We start from the raw sequence: 14977 nt of genomic DNA, 5'->3' as shown, positions 1-14977 counted from the left end.
GGATCGGGATCACCCCCGACTGGACCCCGAGAGCCGACCCGCACCCGGAGGGCCCACCCCGACGTCAGGTTCAGGGACGTCCCCGATGGTGGGAGGCAGCGCGACACGGAAGGCTGTGGGCCATGGACGAGAACCTCACTCCCCCGGCCGGCGACACCCCGCCGCCGCCCCCGCCGGGCAGCCACGAACCGACCGGCGACCAGACCGGCCCGCAGTACGGGCCGCGCGTCTCCGGCACCGACATCCGCGACGTGACCCGCCTGATGCGCAGCTCCACCGACCGCCACATCGCAGGCGTCGCCGGCGGACTCGCCCGTCACCTCGACATCGACCCGATCCTGGTCCGCGTCGGCTTCGTCGTCCTGACCATCTTCGGCGGTGCCGGCCTCTTCCTGTACGGCGCCCTGTGGCTGCTGCTGCCCGACGACCGCCAGGGCGACAACGCGGTCATCGACCTCGACCCGCGCAACCGCTCCCTTGCCGTCGTCGCGGTCGGCGCGCTCGCCGCCCTCGCGTTCTTCGGAGACGTGCTCGGCTTCGGCGGGGAGCACGGCGGCTTCTTCTTCCCGGCGATCCCGATCCTGATCGTCGCGGGCATCGCGTTCGTCATCCTCCGCAAGCGCGAGTGGCGGCGTCAGGCCCGCATGGGCGGCTCCGCTGCCTGGACGGGCACGGGACAGGCATGGACGTACGCCGCTCCGCCGGCCGCCCCGACGACGTTCCAGGAGGACGTGCGGCAGAACCCGGAGAAGTACCGCGACATGCGCGCCTGGAAGATTCGGGGCGACTGGAAGTCGGGCTACCGCTGGGTCCGTGACCCCCGCAAGAAGGGCCCGCTCCTCTTCTGGATCGCGCTTCCCCTGATCGCGGTGGCGCTGGGCATCCTCGGCGTCGTCGACCTCGGCGGCACGGACGTCATCCCGGCGGCGTACCCCGCACTGGCGCTGGCCATCGTCGCGGCCCTGCTGCTGCTCGGGTCGTTCTGGGGACGTGCCGGCGGACTGATCTTCCTCGGCCTGCTGCTGATCCCGGTCACCCTGATCAGCACCGTCGCCTCCACCTGGGACGGCGACGAGGTCACCTACGCCCCGACCAGCTGGGCGCAGATCGAGTCCCACGGCCACGACTACCACCTCGATGCCGGACGACTGGTCGTCGACCTCAGCTCCGTGCCGGACACCGAGCTGGCCGGGAAGGTCGTCTCGGCGTCGGTCGACGTCGGCGAGCTCGAGGTCATCGTCCCCGACTCCCTCGACGTCGAGGGGCACGCCCAGGTCAACGGCCCCGGCGGGTTCGACATCTTCGGCGAGCACGGAGGCGGCATCCAGACCTCCAACACCGTCACCCAGGACGCCACCGGCACTCTCGACGCCTTCCACGTCGAGGCCGAGGCCAACGTCGGCCACATCATCGTGAGGAGCAAGTGATGAACGACATCGACCAGACCACGGTGATCCCGCCTCTCCCCGACGAGGCTCCCGAGCCCGCGAAGCGCGGCGGCCTCCACCCGGTCAACATCGGCCACCTCGTGATGGGCCTGGCCTTCGCCGGCCTGCTGACCGTCTGGGCGCTCTACGTCAGCGACACCGTGCCGCAGGACGACCTGCGCTGGCTGCTGCCGGTGCCGTGGCTTCTCGGCGGCGGGGCGGGCCTGGTCGCCGCCGTGCTCACCCAGCGCAAGCGGCTCTGAGCCTCGCCAGCCCAGCTGTAACGCGGTGTTCTCGTAGCCTCTGCGCCTCTGCAACGGCGCACTGGATACGAGGACACCGCGTTACTGCTCGTCGTACGCCGGCTCAGTCGCCGGCGACGAAGTACAACCACGTGCCGTCGGAGCGAATGCCGACTCGCCAGCCGTAGTACATCTGCATCTCCTCAAACGAGGCCACCTCGGACGGCTTCTGGAAGGTCTCGAGCTCGGCCCGCTCAGCGGATGTGAGCGGCGACCACGTGTGGCGTACGGAAAGGGCGGGCCAGCCGTAGAACCGGACGCCGCCGAGGTCCGGCCCGACGCCAGAGGTTGTCGCCATCACCTTCAGCAGGACGCCGAGCTTGCCATCTCCCTCGCGCTCCCAGCGGCGCAGGTTCGTGATGCCCTGCTTGTCGCCGTAGCTGGTGATCGCATCCGCACCCAGTGCCTCCAAGGCGCTCAGGTCACAGGCGGCAGCAGCGTCCACGATCTGCTGCCAGGTCGTCGCCACCGCCGGCGGCAGGCCGGCAGGCAGCGTCGGCTTGGCGACCCCGGTCGACGAGCACACCTTGGCCGGGACCGAGGGCGTCGACGTCGCCGGCGCAGGGCCGACGGGCGGTGCCTCCGAGGCGCTGCGCAGGCCGCCCAGCCCCATCGCCACAGGTACGACGAGCGCGACGACCGCAGCGCCCGCCACCGCACCACCAGCGGCTCGCCGGCGACGGATCGACCGGGCCCGCGAGCGCACCGCGCCCAGGTCGGCGGGCGCCACCGGGACGCCCGACGCGCGCCCCTCGAGCGCGGCAGTCAGCTGCTGCTCCAGATCCATGTCCATCACTGCTCTCCGTCCCCGGACCGGGCCGGTCGTTCGTGGGTGTCAGGTCGTTCGAGGGAGGCGGGCACGCGGGCCCGCAGGGAGGCGAGCGCACGGCTGCACTGCGACTTCACGGTGCCGACCGAGATGCCCATGACCTCGGCGATCTCCGCCTCGGTGAGCTGCTCGTAGTACCGCAGCACCACCACGGCACGGGCCCGCGGCGCGAGCTCACCGACGAAGGCCCACAACGCAGCGGCGGTGCCGTCGTCGTACGCCGGGTCGGTGGCGACGTCGGGCAGCCGGTCGACCGGGAGCTCGCGCCTCCGCCACGCTCGCCGCCACAGCGAGGTCACCTCGTTGGTGAGGATGCGCCGCGTGTAGCTGTGCACCGCGTCGCGCGCGCTGACTTTGTCCCACGCGAGGTAGAGCTTGGCCAGCGTCGTCTGGACGACGTCCTCGGCGGTCGCGAGGTCCCCCGTCATCAGGTACGCCGTGCGCAACAGCGCCGCGCGGCGCGCCTCGACGTACGCCGAGAAGTCGTCGTCACGCTGCCGTGGCACGGAGGACGGGTCGTCGAGCATCAGTGCTCCCCACTTCGTCATGCACCAAGGACGCAGCGCAGGCCGGAATGGTTGCCATCATTGCGCGACGGCTTCGCGGAGCGGTGTCAGCGCGCGGTGCGGACCCGCCGAGGCGGGCGCGGCGGCGCCGGCACGGAGGCGGCACGGCCCGCGGAGAGGTGGTCCGCCCGGGCGGCCAACACGATGTCGGGGTTGTCCGTGATCAGGCCGTCGACCCCGGCGTCGAGCATCATCCGCGCCTCGGCCGCCAGGTCACCGTGGTGGCCCGGCCGGTCGTCCGAGCGGAGCTCGAGCGGGAGCCAGCGGTTCTCGACGCGGAGGGTCCAGACGTGCACGGTCAGCCAGGCGCTGTGGGCGTCCGTCACGACGCGGCCGACACCGCTCGTGCGGCCATCCTCGTCGCGCTCGAGCACGAGCTCCTTGTGCACGCCGATGCCCTGCGCGTACTCGCGGATCGCGGAGAGGCCCGCCGGCGTCAGCAGGTCGGCGTACCGGATCTTCTCGCCGGCCGCGGCGAGGTCGGCCGGGCGGCCCTTCTTGTCGAGGAGCTGGATGATCCCGACCGTGGACTGGGCGGCGATCTGGCGCAGGACGGTCGGCTCGAAGCACATCACCATGACCCGCGAACGCTCGTGGTCGACACCGTGGTCGCGGAGCGTGGCCAGCAGCGGCGCGACGACGTCGAGACCCTGCTCGGCGTAGTGCGCGGCGTGCTTGAGCTCGATGAGCACGCCGACCGTGCGATCGAGGAACGTCGACTCGAGCGCCACCAGCGTGAGCACCTCGTCGAGGCTCGGGATCAACAGCTGGCCGTGGTACGTCGTGTTCGCCCGGCGCACCTTGCGGAACCGCTCACGCGCGCGCAGTGTCCGCAGCTCGTCGAAGGTGAAGTCCTCCACGAACCAGTCGTCGAGCTCGTCCCCGTCGATGACCCGTGTCGTGCGACGGTCGGCGAACTCGGGGTGCTCGGCGACATCGGTCGTCGCGAAGAGCGAGGCGTCGTGGCGGGCGACGAGGACGCCGTCCTTCGTGGGTACGACGTCGAGCTCGATGTCGTCCGCACCCATGCGGATCGCCAGCCGGTAGGCGTCGAGCGTGTGCTCGGGACGCTGTCCGCTCGCGCCACGGTGGCCGACGACGGCCGGCGTCGGGATGAGACTCGGGATGCTCACGTCCCTTTGATCCCATGGCCGGACGAACCGGAGGTGAAGCGCGGGTGACCCCGCGGCGTTCAGTGCGCGACGGGGCAGGTCCGCACCTGCATCTCGTCGACACCGAAGACGATCGAGGTCTGCCGGTACGCCGGGGTGCCGTCCACCCGCAGGTCGGGGAAGCGACGAGCCAGGGCGGGCAGCGCGATCTGCAGCTCCAGCCGCGCCAGCTCCGCGCCGACGCAGCGGTGGATGCCGTGACCGAACGCGAGGTGCGACGACGGCTCGCGGGACGGGTCGAAGCCCGGGCGACCGTCGTGGTTGGAGCCGGGGATCGAGACCATCACGACGTCGCCCTTGCGGACCCGCTGACCAGCGACGACGACGTCCTGCTTCGCGAACCGCGGGAACGCGACCTGCACGACCGCGAGGTGGCGCAGCAGCTCCTCGACGACCGGGACCGGGTCGGCCCCCGACGCCAGAGCGGTCCACCAGTCCGGGTGGTCGAGCAGCAGGCCGGTGCCCAGCGCGAGCATGGCGGCGCTGGTCTCCATGCCGCCGGTGAAGACGCCGTCGGCGAGGCCGCCGAGGTCGTAGTCGGAGATCTCCGGGTGCTCGACGACCAGGCGGCCGATCAGTCCGGGCCCCGGCTCGATGCGCTGGCGCTCCGTGGCCCCGATGAGGAAGGTGCGCGAGCCCGAGATCGCCCCGAAGGCACCCATGCCGCCCTGCGACACGTCAAAGCGCGCCCCGCCGAGCTGCCGGAACGTCGCCCGGTCATCCAGCGGCAGGCCGAGCAGCTCGCAGATCACCAGGAACGGCACGTCGAAGGCGAACGTCGCGGCGAGGTCGACCGGGTCGCCCGCCTTGCCCCGACGCTCGAGCAGGTCGAGCTGCTCGTCGACGATCTCGGCAATCCGCGGGCGCAGCGCCTCGAGCCGGCGCTTGGTGAACTCGGGGGCCACCAGCTTGCGCAGCAGCGTGTGCTCCGGCGGGTCCGTGAAGCCCAGACCACCGATGTCGCCGTCCGCGGCGCCGCGCGCCCCGACGTACGGCCGGATGTCGGTGGAGTACGCCGACGGCTCGGCGAGGACGGCCCGCCCGGCCTCCGCGTCGGTCACCAGCCAGACGCCCATGCCGAGCACCGAGGCGAGCTTGCGGACGGACTGACCGTCGGCCAGACGGGGGTCGACCTCGACGCCGTCACGCCGCAACGGCCAGGCCAGCGACTCCGGCAGCTTGTCCAGACGCGACAGGTCCATCTTCCGGCTGCCGAGGCGGGCAGCCAGACGGACCAGTGGAGCGGCGATTCCCATGACCACATGGTCCCAACACCAACTGAGGAATGGGTGAATTTCGCAAGGAAGCGGCGTGCCCCGGCACGTCGTACGACCGGTTAGACTGGGCGCACCTTGGAGGGGAGTATTCCTTCGCGGTGGCGTCGTCAGTACGGACCTCGGTCCCGGTGCCATCGGTCCGCGGCTGAGCCAGCGGGCGGAAGAGACCTCCGGAGTCAGTCCTGTACACACTCCGGAGGAAAAGGAATTTCCCATGGACGCACTCTTTCGCGACTCCGTCGCCTCTCCCGCCGTCTGGATCGCCACGCTGCTGGTGACTCTCGGCATCGTCCTCGTTGACGTCGTCGTCATCGGCCGTCGCCCGCACGAGCCCACGATGCGTGAGGCCTCGCGCTACCTCGCGCTCTACGTCGGCCTGGCCGTCGCGTTCGGCATCGGCCTGTGGGTCTTCGCCGAGCCGCACGCCCTGTCGCCGAGCCCCGGGCCCGAGTTCTTCGCCGGCTGGCTGACCGAGTACTCGCTCTCGGTCGACAACCTGTTCATCTTCATCATCATCATGGCCAGCTTTGGCGTCCCCCGGCAGTTCCAGCAGAAGGCGCTGCTGATCGGCATCGTGCTCGCGCTGCTGTTCCGCGGCGTCTTCATCGTCATCGGCGCGGCCGCGATCAACCAGTACAGCTGGGTCTTCTACCTGTTCGGCGCCTTCCTCATCTACACCGCGATCAAGCTGGCGAAGGAAGGCGGGGAGGACGAGGACGAGTTCGAGGAGAACAAGCTCGTTGCCTTCGCCGAGAAGCGGCTGCCGGCCACCAAGGAATGGCACGGCACCGCCCTCTTCGCGCGCGTCGACGCGAAGCGGGTCATCACGCCGATGTTCCTCGTCGTGCTCACGCTCGGCACCACCGACCTGCTCTTCGCGCTCGACTCGATCCCGGCGATCTACGGCCTGACCAAGGACCCCTACCTCGTCTTCACCGCGAACATCTTCGCTCTGATGGGCCTTCGCCAGCTCTACTTCCTCATCGGCGGCCTGCTGGAGCGGCTGATCTACCTCTCCTACGGCCTGGCGTTCCTGCTCGGCTTCATCGGCGTGAAGCTGGTCCTGCACGCGCTGCACAGCAACGAGCTGCCGTTCATCAACGGCGGGCACCACGTCGCCTGGGCGCCGGACATCCCGATCTGGCTCTCGCTCGCGGTCATCATTGGCACCCTGGCGATGACGACCGTGGTGTCGCTCATCGCGAGCGCACAGATGTCCCCCGCCGAGCGCGACGAGGCCACCGGCCCGCGCCGCGACTGGTCAGACGACTGAGCATCTGACGTTCGAGACGAGGGGCCCCACGGATCGCCGTGGGGCCCCTCTGTCTTTCCGATCACCTTTATTTGAAGTTTTTCAGTATGGTTACTTGTCATGAGCATGCGAGTCGTCCTGGACCGATGTCGCCGTCGCGACCGACGTACCTCCGTGGTCATCCCTGAGCCGCCGTCCGGGGCGGTCGGCCTGCCAGCGCAGGAGGCCGTCCCACCAGCGGCCGCGCCGGCAGCCCATGGCCACCGTCCCGGGCGGCATCGCGCATGAGCACCCGGCCCGTCATCGCGATCCTCGGCGCCGGTGCCGCCGGCACCCTCACCGCGCTGCACCTCGTGCGCGAGTCCGGCCGCCGTTCCACCCCGGTCGAGATCCTGCTCGTCGACCCCGCCGATCGCTGGGGCCGCGGCACCGCCTTCGGTACGCCGGACGAGCAGCACCTGCTCAACGTCCCGGCCGCAGGCATGAGTGCCCTGCCCGAGGACCCTTCACACTTCCTGCACTGGCTGCAGGACCAGCAGCCCGACGTGCACGCGTTCACCTTCGCCGGCCGTCGCACCTATGGCCGCTACCTCGACGAGCAGCTGACGGCCGCCGTGCGCGACGTCCTCGTCGACACCACCGTGCGCCACGTGCGTGCCACCGTGACCGACGTACGCCGCGACGGCGCGCGGGTCCGTCTCGGCCATCCGGGCGCACCCGACGGGCTGCTCGCGGACGCCGTCGTCGTCGCGGTCGGCCTCCCCGCGACGGGCGACGACTGGGCTCCCGACGCCCTCCGCGACTCCCCCTTCTTCGTCGGCGACCCGTGGGCGCCCGGCGCCCTCGATCCCGTACGCCGCGACCGCACCGGCCCCGCCGACGTCCTGGTCGTGGGCACCGGCCTGACCGCCGTCGACGTCCTGTTCTCCCTCGCGGGCGGTCGCCCGGACCGCCGCCTCCGGGCGATCTCGCGCTCCGGCGAGCTGCCCTCTCAGCATGCCGACCGGCTCAAGCCCGCCGCCATCCCCGACATCAGCGCCTGGGGATCGGGCCTCGACCAGATCCGCGCGGCGGTCGAGCAGCACCTCGCCGAGGTCGCGAATACGACCGGGGACTGGCGGCCGGCACTCGACGGGCTGCGGTTCCGTGTCGCCGAGCTCTGGCAGCGTCTCCCCGAGGAGGACCGCGCGACCTTCCTGACCCGGGACGCCGCCACGTGGAACCGGCTGCGCCACCGCCTCCCGCGCGAGAGCCACGATCGGCTCGACGCGCTGGTGGCCGCGGGTGAGGTCGTCCTCGAGGCAGCACGCGTCACCGACGCGGAGCCGCTGCCGCGCGGCGGCCTGCGCATCACGACGACCGACGGCGCGGTCCGCGAGGTCGGTTGGGTGGTCAACTGCACGGGCCCCCGCGCGGACGTGCGCACGCTGGGCAACCCGCTCCTGGACGATCTGCTCCGGCCACGCCTCGACGGGGCGCTGGCGATCACCACCACGGCCGGCATGGGCCTGGCTACCCGCGACGGGCGGCTGGTCGACGACCGTGGCCGTGCCGATGCGCCCCTGTGGACGCTGGGCGCGCTACGCCGTGGCGAGCTGTGGGAATCGACCGCCGTCCCGGAGATCCGCCAACAGGCGCTCGCGCTCGCCGTCGGGGTCCTCGAGGCAGTCGCTCCCCTCCCCCGCCGGCTCGCGGACGGCACCTGGGTGCCGGGCCATCACCCGGTCGCCCGGCCCCGCGACCCGCTCGGCCTGCCGCTCTCCACGACGGCCGAGGCTGCTGCGTCGTTCAACGCCGGTCTCGAGCGGCTCATGCGGCTGCAGTCCGGAGCGGAGGAGCTCTTCGCCGAGGCCGCCGCCCTGGATCCGGACTTCGCCCTCGCCCATGCGGCACTGGCGCTGCTCGGGCACGAAGCGAGCGCCGACACCGACGTCACCTCCTCCCTCGCCGCCGCCCGCCGCGCTGCACGCGTCAATGCCGACGACCGCGAGCGCAGCCTGGTCAGCGTCGTCGGCCTCCGGGTCCGGGAGCCGCGTCGGGCCGGCGCCGACGCGCTGCGCCGCCACATCGCGGCGTACCCCCGCGACGTGCTGGCGGTCTCCGCCGCCGTGCCGACGATCGCCTTCTCGGGCGTGATCGACGTGCAGCAGGACGTCTGGGCGCTGGTGGAGAACCTCGCTCCGGCGTACGGCGACCACTGGTGGTACATCTCCCTGCTGGCCTTCGTCCGCCAGGACCAGGCCCGGTACGACGAGGCCGCGCTGCTCGCGGAGTCCGCGCTCTCGTGCGAGCCGTCGTCCGGCCACGCGGTGCACGCGCTGACCCACGTGCACTACGAGACCGGGCAGCACGAGACCGGCCGCGCCTGGCTCGACCACTGGATCGAGGCGGGCGGCCGATCGGCCAGCCATCGCGCCCACTTCGCCTGGCACGCCGCGCTGCACGAGCTCGCGCTGGGCGACGTCGAGGCGGTGCGGCGCCGCTTCGCCCGACAGCTCGCCGACGTGACCGGCGTACGGGGGCTCGTGGACACCGCCTCGCTGCTCTGGCGCTGGCAGGTGGCGGCCACCGACTGGGACGCCGGACTGGCCGCTCCCCCGACGGCCGCGCCCGTGCTGGCCTCCGTCGACGCTCAGCTCCTGGGCAAGCCGGAGACGCCGTTCATCGCCTTGCACGCCGCGGTTGCCCACGCCGCCAACCACGATCCGGAGTCGCTGGACTCGCTCGGCGCGCGCTGCCGGCGTTCGCGGGACGAGGCGAGCCGGTCCGCGGTCGCGCCGGTCTGCCGCGGCCTGGCGGCGGTGCTGCGCGAGGACTGGTCGACGGCGATCGACGAGCTCAGCGCCGCGCTGCCCGGGCTCGCGGCGATCAACTCGAGCCTGATCCGGGCGTAGAGGTCGCTCGGGCTCTCGTGGTCCTCGGCCGTCGCGAGCCGCTCCCACGCGGCGAAGTTGCGGCGGTCCATCTGCTGCCGGACCAGGTCGACCACGCCGTGCCGGTCGTCGTACTCGAGGTCCTCGAGGCGCGCGTGCGCCGCCTTGGTCGCCTGCTGCAGGAGGGTCGCGCGGGCGAGTGCGTCCTCCGCGGCGTCGGGGCTGGGCACCCGCATGATGCGCGCCAGCAGCGGAAGCGTCAGGCCCTGGATGAAGAGCGTGCCCGCCACGACCGTGAAGGCGATCAGCAGCAGCACCTCGCGATGCGGTGTGTCGTCCGGGATCACGAACGCCGCAGCCAGCGTCACGACACCGCGCATGCCCGCCCAGCCGAGCAGGAACGTGTAGGTCCACGGTGCGCTCTGCCCCGTCGCCGGGTCCGGGCCCGGACGAACCAGCAGGTAGCGGGCCGGGAAGACCCAGAACAGGCGCAGCCCGATCACCGCGGCCAGGCTTGCCGCGCACACCGCGGCGATGCGCCCCCACCCGAACGACGACTGGCCCGCGTCCTGCACGATCCACGCAGCCTGCAGGCCGATCAGGAGGAAGACAGCGTTCTCCAGGACGAACGCGAGCGTGCGCCAGTTGGTGCGCTCGGCCATCCGGCTCTGCGCCGACTGCAGGATCGGCGCCTTGTGCCCGAGCAGCAGGCCGGCGACGACGACGGCGATGACGCCCGAGGCCTCCACACGCTCCGCCGCGACGTACGCCGCGAACGGGGTGACGAGCGAGACGGCGGTGTCGAGGACCGGGTCGGTCAGCAGCTTGCGGACCTTGGCCACCACGACGAACGTGAGCAGCCCGACGAGTACGCCGCCGCCGGCGGCCCGGACGAAGTCGAACGCCACCTCCGTGGTCGAGACGCCGATCGTCGCGGCGGCGATCGCGGTGCGCAGGGCGACGAGCGCGGTCGCGTCGTTGAGCAGCGACTCGCCCTCGAGGATGGTGACGAGGCGACGCGGCAGGCCGATCCGTCGCGCGATCGCGGTCGCCGCGACGGCGTCCGGGGGCGCGACGACAGCACCAATCGCGAGTGCAGGAGCCCAGCCGAGCCCGGGCAGGAGCGCGTGCACCACAGCTCCCACTCCGAAGGTCGTGAAGACCACCAGACCGACGCTGAGCAGCAGGATCGGGCGCCGGTTCGCGTTGAAGTCGACCAGGCTGGTCTGCAGGCTGGCGGCATAGAGCAGCGGCGGCAGCAGGCCGAGCAGCACCACCTCGGGATGCAGGTGAACCTCGGGGATCCCCGGGATGTAGGCGCCAACTACGCCGAGCGCGATCAGTGCCAGCGGCGCCGGGAAGCCGATCCGCTCGGACAGCGACGTGCCGGCGAGCACCGCCACGGCGAGCAGGACGAGAAGGAAGGCGATCTCCACAAGGTGATCCTGCCGTGTCGTCCGCAACCGTGGTGCGTCGAGACCCGGGTTTTGCCGCGTTGAGTCCCGGGTTTTGGCGGGTTGAGTCCCGGGTCGTGGTCAGGCGAGTGAACGGATCGCGGCGTCGAGCTCGCGGCGGTTGTCGCGGCGTACGCGCACCTCGATGACCTCGATGCCGCCGTTGGGGCTGGCCAGGGCCTGCTGCAGCTCGGGCAGCGACTCGACCTTCCAGTGCGGCGTGCGGGTGCTCGCGCAGAGGCTGCCGAGGTCGACACCGTGCGGGGTGCCGAAGAGCCGGTCGTACTGCTCGGCGTACGCCGGGGCGCCCTGCTCGAGCATGGTGAAGATCGAGCCGCCGTCGTCGTTGACGACCACGATCGTGAGGTCGGGGCGCGGCTCCTCCGGGCCGATCACGAGGGCGCCGGCGTCGTGCAGGAACGTCACGTCGCCCATCAGCGCGATCGTGCGCGCCTCGGAGTCGCGGGCGGAGCGGGCCAGCGCCGCGCCGATGGCGGTGGAGACCGTGCCGTCGATGCCGGCCAGGCCGCGGTTCGCGATCATCTTCCGGCGGCCGCCGACCGGCATCGGCCGCGCCATGACGTCGAGGTCGCGGATCGGGCTCGAGGCGCCGACGACCAGCAGACCGCCGGACGGCAGCGCCGCGTGCACCGCCGCGGCCACCTCCCACGGGGTCAGGTCGGGCTGCTGGTGGAGCAGCTGGTCGAGGAGCCTGCCGGTGGCGCGATCGAGCTCGCGCCACGAGTCGAGCCACGCCGTGTCTCCCGCGGTCTCGGGGGCCCAGATCGCGTCGTGCTCCGTCGTCACCGGGAACGGCCGCTCCGACCAGATGCCGGCACTGCGCTGGGAGACGACCTCGACATCGTCGCGCGCGAGGAGGCGGGCGATCGGGCGGCTCAGCGTGGGGTGGCCAACCACGACGACCCGCTCGATCGTCTGGCCGAGCTCGGTGTCGAGCAGCAGGCGGTAGGTGCGCAGGGCGTTGGCTCCGGTCCGCGAACCGGAGGTCGGCTCGGCGAAGAGCGGCCAGCCGCCGGCCTCGGCGATCTGGCGTGCCCGGGCTCCGGCGTCATCGCCCGCGACGACCACGGTCCGGGGCCCGGCGACGAGCTGGTGCGCATCGTCGGGGGACATCGGGACCCGGCAGGAGCCGGGCTCGGCCACCTTCTCCGTGTACGCCGGCGGCGCCCCGTCCGGCGGAGTGAGCGGGAGCTCGAACTGGACGTTGAGATGCGCGACGGCGCTCGGCGCGCGCCCGTCGTAGGAGAACCACCCGAACGGGAAGGCGAGCAACGAGCGCAGGTCGTCGAAGCTCGTCCCCTCGGTCGCGAGGTAGGCAGGCCGCCTCCCTGCGGCGTTGTCCACCGGCGCGAGGGCATCGATGTCGAGAAAGCGCGCGAACTTGCCGAAGACGTCGACCTGATCGGTCGTCTGACTGGCGCCGGTGCCGCGCAGGCTGGCCGGCCGGTCGGCGGTGACGACCACCAGGGGCAGCCCCGTGTGGGCGGCCTCCATGACGGCCGGGAAGAGGTTGGCGACGGCGGTGCCGCTGGTGCAGGCGACCGCGGCGCGGCGCCCGGCCTTGGTCAGGCCGAGGGCAAGGAAGCCCGCCGTCCGCTCGTCGATGCGGGTGTGGAGCCGCAGCAGCCCGGCCCGGTCCGCGTCGTACGCCGCGAAGGCGAGCGGCGCGTTGCGGCTACCCGGCGCGAGGACGAGCTCGGTGACGCCGGCGTCGATCAGCGCCTGGACGCAGGCACGGGCGAGGTCGGTCGAGGCGTTCACAGGGGCTGATCCTGCCGCACCCGGTCGAGACGTGCCTGCCAGTGGGCCGTGCGCTGTGGATCGGCGGCGAGGCGGGCGATCGCGGCCCGGTCTGCGTGCACAGGGCCCACCGGGAGGGCGCCGTCCACAGGCAGCAGCGGGTGCGCGGCGACGTCGTCGGTCAGTAGCTGGACTGTGGCCAGACCACAGGCGTGGGGCAGCTCGGGCAGGGCCGCCGCGAGGGCGACTCCCGCCGCGATTCCGAAGGAGGTCTCGAGTGCACTCGACACGACGACCGGCAGGCCGATCTCCTCCGCGATGCGGAGACAGTTCCTGACACCCCCGAGCGGTTGCACCTTGAGGACGGCGATGTCCGCCGCCTCGAGATCACGCACCCGGTAGGGGTCCGCCGCACGGCGGATCGACTCATCGGCAGCGATCGGCACGGCGACGCGTCGGCGCACCAGGGCGAGGTCCTCCACCGAGGCGACCGGCTGCTCGGCGTACTCCAGACCGCCGGCGGCGCGATCGAGTCGCGGGAGCGCGGCGACCGCGGTGTCGACGTCCCAGGCTCCGTTGGCGTCGATGCGGACCAGTCCACCAGGACCGAGGGCGTCCCGCACCGCTTCGAGGCGGGCCTCGTCGTCGGCGAGCGACTGGCCGGGCTCGGCGACCTTCACCTTGGCGGTGCGGCAGCCGCCGGCAGTGACGATCGCGTGTGCCCGCTCGGCGTCGACGGCCGGGACGGTCACGTTGACCGGCACGGTGTCCCGCACCGGCATCGGCCAGTCCCCGCGCATCGCTTCGAGCGCGCACTGCAGCCAAGGCCGGGCGACCTCCTCGTCGTACTCGAGGAACGGCGACCACTCGCCCCATCCGCCCGTCGCGGGGTCGTGCAGCAACATGCCCTCACGCACGGTGATGCCGCGGAAGCGCGTGCGCATCGGGATCGAGAAGACGTGCTGCTCGATCACGCGGACGCCTCGGCGAGTGCTCGCACAGCCTGCCGGTCGACCTTGCCGTTGGCCAGCAGGGGCAGTTCCTCGACGACGACCAGGCGTCGCGGCGCCCAGGCACGCGGGTGAGCGGCCGTGACCCAGTCGCGCGCCTCCGCGAGCGACATCGGAGGCATCGAGGCGAGCCCGGGCGTGGCCACGACGGCGACGATCGCCTGCCCCCACTCGGGATCGTCGACGCCGACCACCTCGGCGGCCGCGACGGCGTGGTGCTCGCGCAGGCGTCGGGCAACGGCGAGCGCCGGCACCTTCACCCCTCCCGTGATCAGCATGTCGTCGACGCGACCAAGCACGCTGAGCCGGCCATCGGGGTCGAGGGCGCCGAGGTCCGAGGTGACGTACCAGCCGTCGACCAGTGCGTCCGCGGTGAGCGTGGGGTCGTCGAGATAGCCGTCGAAGAGCATCGGCCCGCGGAGCCGGATCCTGCCCTCCTCGGTGAGACCGACCTCGACCCCGTCGAGCGGAAAGCCGTCATAGACGCAGCCGCCGCTGGTCTCGCTCGAGCCGTAGGTCGCCACGACATTGATGCCCGCGTCCTCTGCCCGTGCCCGCAGCGCCGGGTCGATCGGGCCACCACCGAGCAGGACGGTGTGTACCGAACGCGCCAGCGCCTGGCGGTCTGCCCCGCTCTCGAGCGCGCGGGCGAGCTGCGTCGGCACCAGCGAGAGGAAGACAGGAGCCGTGTGGTCGCGGGCCTCGGCACCGGTGATCGCCCACGCGAGGCCGTGCTCGTCGAGGACGGTCGGTTCGTAGCCGGCGAAGAGGGAGCGGACGATGACGTTGGCGCCCGCTACGTAGCTCGAGGGCAGCGCGAGCACCCAGGGACCCGAGGCCCGCAGCGTAAAGGCGCTCGCCTCGGCGGACGCGAGCATCGCCTCACGGCTGAGCAGCACCCCCTTCGGCGTACCGCTGGATCCGGAGGTCTCGATCAGCAAGCGTTGCTCGTCGGTCGCATCGATCCAGCGGCGGAGGGCGTCGATGTCGGCGTACGCGTTGCCGCTGAGGCGGAGCGGTTCGAGCGGCGAGGCCATGGCCAGAACCTACCGCC

Annotated in this window: 11 protein-coding genes and 1 pseudogene; 4 read left to right on the top strand and 8 right to left on the bottom strand. The window is 72.2% G+C overall.

Going from position 1 to position 14977, the window contains the following annotated elements; all coding sequences use genetic code 11:
- The first annotated feature begins 122 nt into the window (after positions 1-122).
- On the top strand, positions 123-1427 hold the full coding sequence (locus EPD65_RS09190; protein WP_165872950.1) for a PspC domain-containing protein: 1305 nt from the start codon (positions 123-125) through the stop codon (positions 1425-1427).
- Positions 1427-1690 carry a hypothetical protein gene (locus EPD65_RS09185; protein WP_131583383.1) on the top strand — a complete coding sequence of 88 codons (264 nt, stop codon included), beginning with the start codon at positions 1427-1429 and terminating at the stop codon, positions 1688-1690. The genes EPD65_RS09190 and EPD65_RS09185 overlap by 1 nt, the downstream gene beginning before the upstream one ends.
- 103 nt (positions 1691-1793) lie before the next feature.
- On the opposite strand, the gene EPD65_RS09180 is transcribed toward EPD65_RS09185, so the two are convergent.
- The 4 genes from EPD65_RS09180 to EPD65_RS09165 form a co-directional block, all read right to left on the bottom strand.
- Positions 1794-2522 (bottom strand): hypothetical protein, encoded by a 729-nt coding sequence (locus EPD65_RS09180; RefSeq protein ID WP_131583382.1) that lies wholly within the window; start codon positions 2520-2522, stop codon positions 1794-1796.
- Positions 2522-3106 carry a SigE family RNA polymerase sigma factor gene (locus EPD65_RS09175; protein ID WP_243640520.1) on the bottom strand — a complete coding sequence of 195 codons (585 nt, stop codon included), beginning with the start codon at positions 3104-3106 and terminating at the stop codon, positions 2522-2524. Before EPD65_RS09175 ends, EPD65_RS09180 begins: the two co-directional genes overlap by 1 nt.
- A gap of 65 nt (positions 3107-3171) precedes the next feature.
- Entirely contained in the window at positions 3172-4257 is a 1086-nt protein-coding gene (locus EPD65_RS09170; protein WP_165872949.1) for a glycerophosphodiester phosphodiesterase family protein, read from the bottom strand.
- A 59-nt stretch (positions 4258-4316) separates the two neighbouring features.
- On the bottom strand, positions 4317-5552 hold the full coding sequence (locus EPD65_RS09165; protein ID WP_131583378.1) for a cytochrome P450: 1236 nt from the start codon (positions 5550-5552) through the stop codon (positions 4317-4319).
- A gap of 235 nt (positions 5553-5787) precedes the next feature.
- Here EPD65_RS09165 and EPD65_RS09160 point away from each other — a divergent pair, with 235 nt between their 5' ends.
- On the top strand, positions 5788-6846 hold the full coding sequence (locus tag EPD65_RS09160) for a TerC family protein (RefSeq protein ID WP_131583376.1): 1059 nt from the start codon (positions 5788-5790) through the stop codon (positions 6844-6846).
- A gap of 263 nt (positions 6847-7109) precedes the next feature.
- Positions 7110-7571, top strand: a pseudogene (locus tag EPD65_RS16555) (FAD/NAD(P)-binding protein); the annotation flags it as partial.
- A gap of 1886 nt (positions 7572-9457) precedes the next feature.
- Here EPD65_RS16555 and EPD65_RS09150 read toward each other — a convergent pair.
- From EPD65_RS09150 to EPD65_RS09135, 4 genes are all read right to left on the bottom strand, one after another.
- The gene (locus EPD65_RS09150; RefSeq protein ID WP_131583372.1) at positions 9458-11134 is read right to left on the bottom strand and encodes a cation:proton antiporter; all 1677 of its coding nucleotides are present in this window, start codon (positions 11132-11134) and stop codon (positions 9458-9460) included.
- Between the two features lie 99 nt (positions 11135-11233).
- A complete protein-coding gene (menD, locus tag EPD65_RS09145; protein WP_131583370.1) occupies positions 11234-12934 on the bottom strand; it encodes a 2-succinyl-5-enolpyruvyl-6-hydroxy-3-cyclohexene-1-carboxylic-acid synthase in 1701 nt (566 codons plus the stop codon).
- The gene (locus EPD65_RS09140) at positions 12931-13884 is read right to left on the bottom strand and encodes an o-succinylbenzoate synthase (protein ID WP_131583421.1); all 954 of its coding nucleotides are present in this window, start codon (positions 13882-13884) and stop codon (positions 12931-12933) included. Before EPD65_RS09140 ends, menD begins: the two co-directional genes overlap by 4 nt.
- Positions 13884-14960 (bottom strand): AMP-binding protein, encoded by a 1077-nt coding sequence (locus tag EPD65_RS09135; RefSeq protein ID WP_131583368.1) that lies wholly within the window; start codon positions 14958-14960, stop codon positions 13884-13886. Before EPD65_RS09135 ends, EPD65_RS09140 begins: the two co-directional genes overlap by 1 nt.
- Positions 14961-14977 lie beyond the last annotated feature (17 nt).

The organism is Nocardioides jejuensis (genome assembly GCF_004337475.1).
GTDB classification, from domain to species: Bacteria; Actinomycetota; Actinomycetes; order Propionibacteriales; family Nocardioidaceae; genus Nocardioides; species Nocardioides jejuensis.
This window is presented reverse-complemented; position numbering and strand designations above follow the sequence as displayed.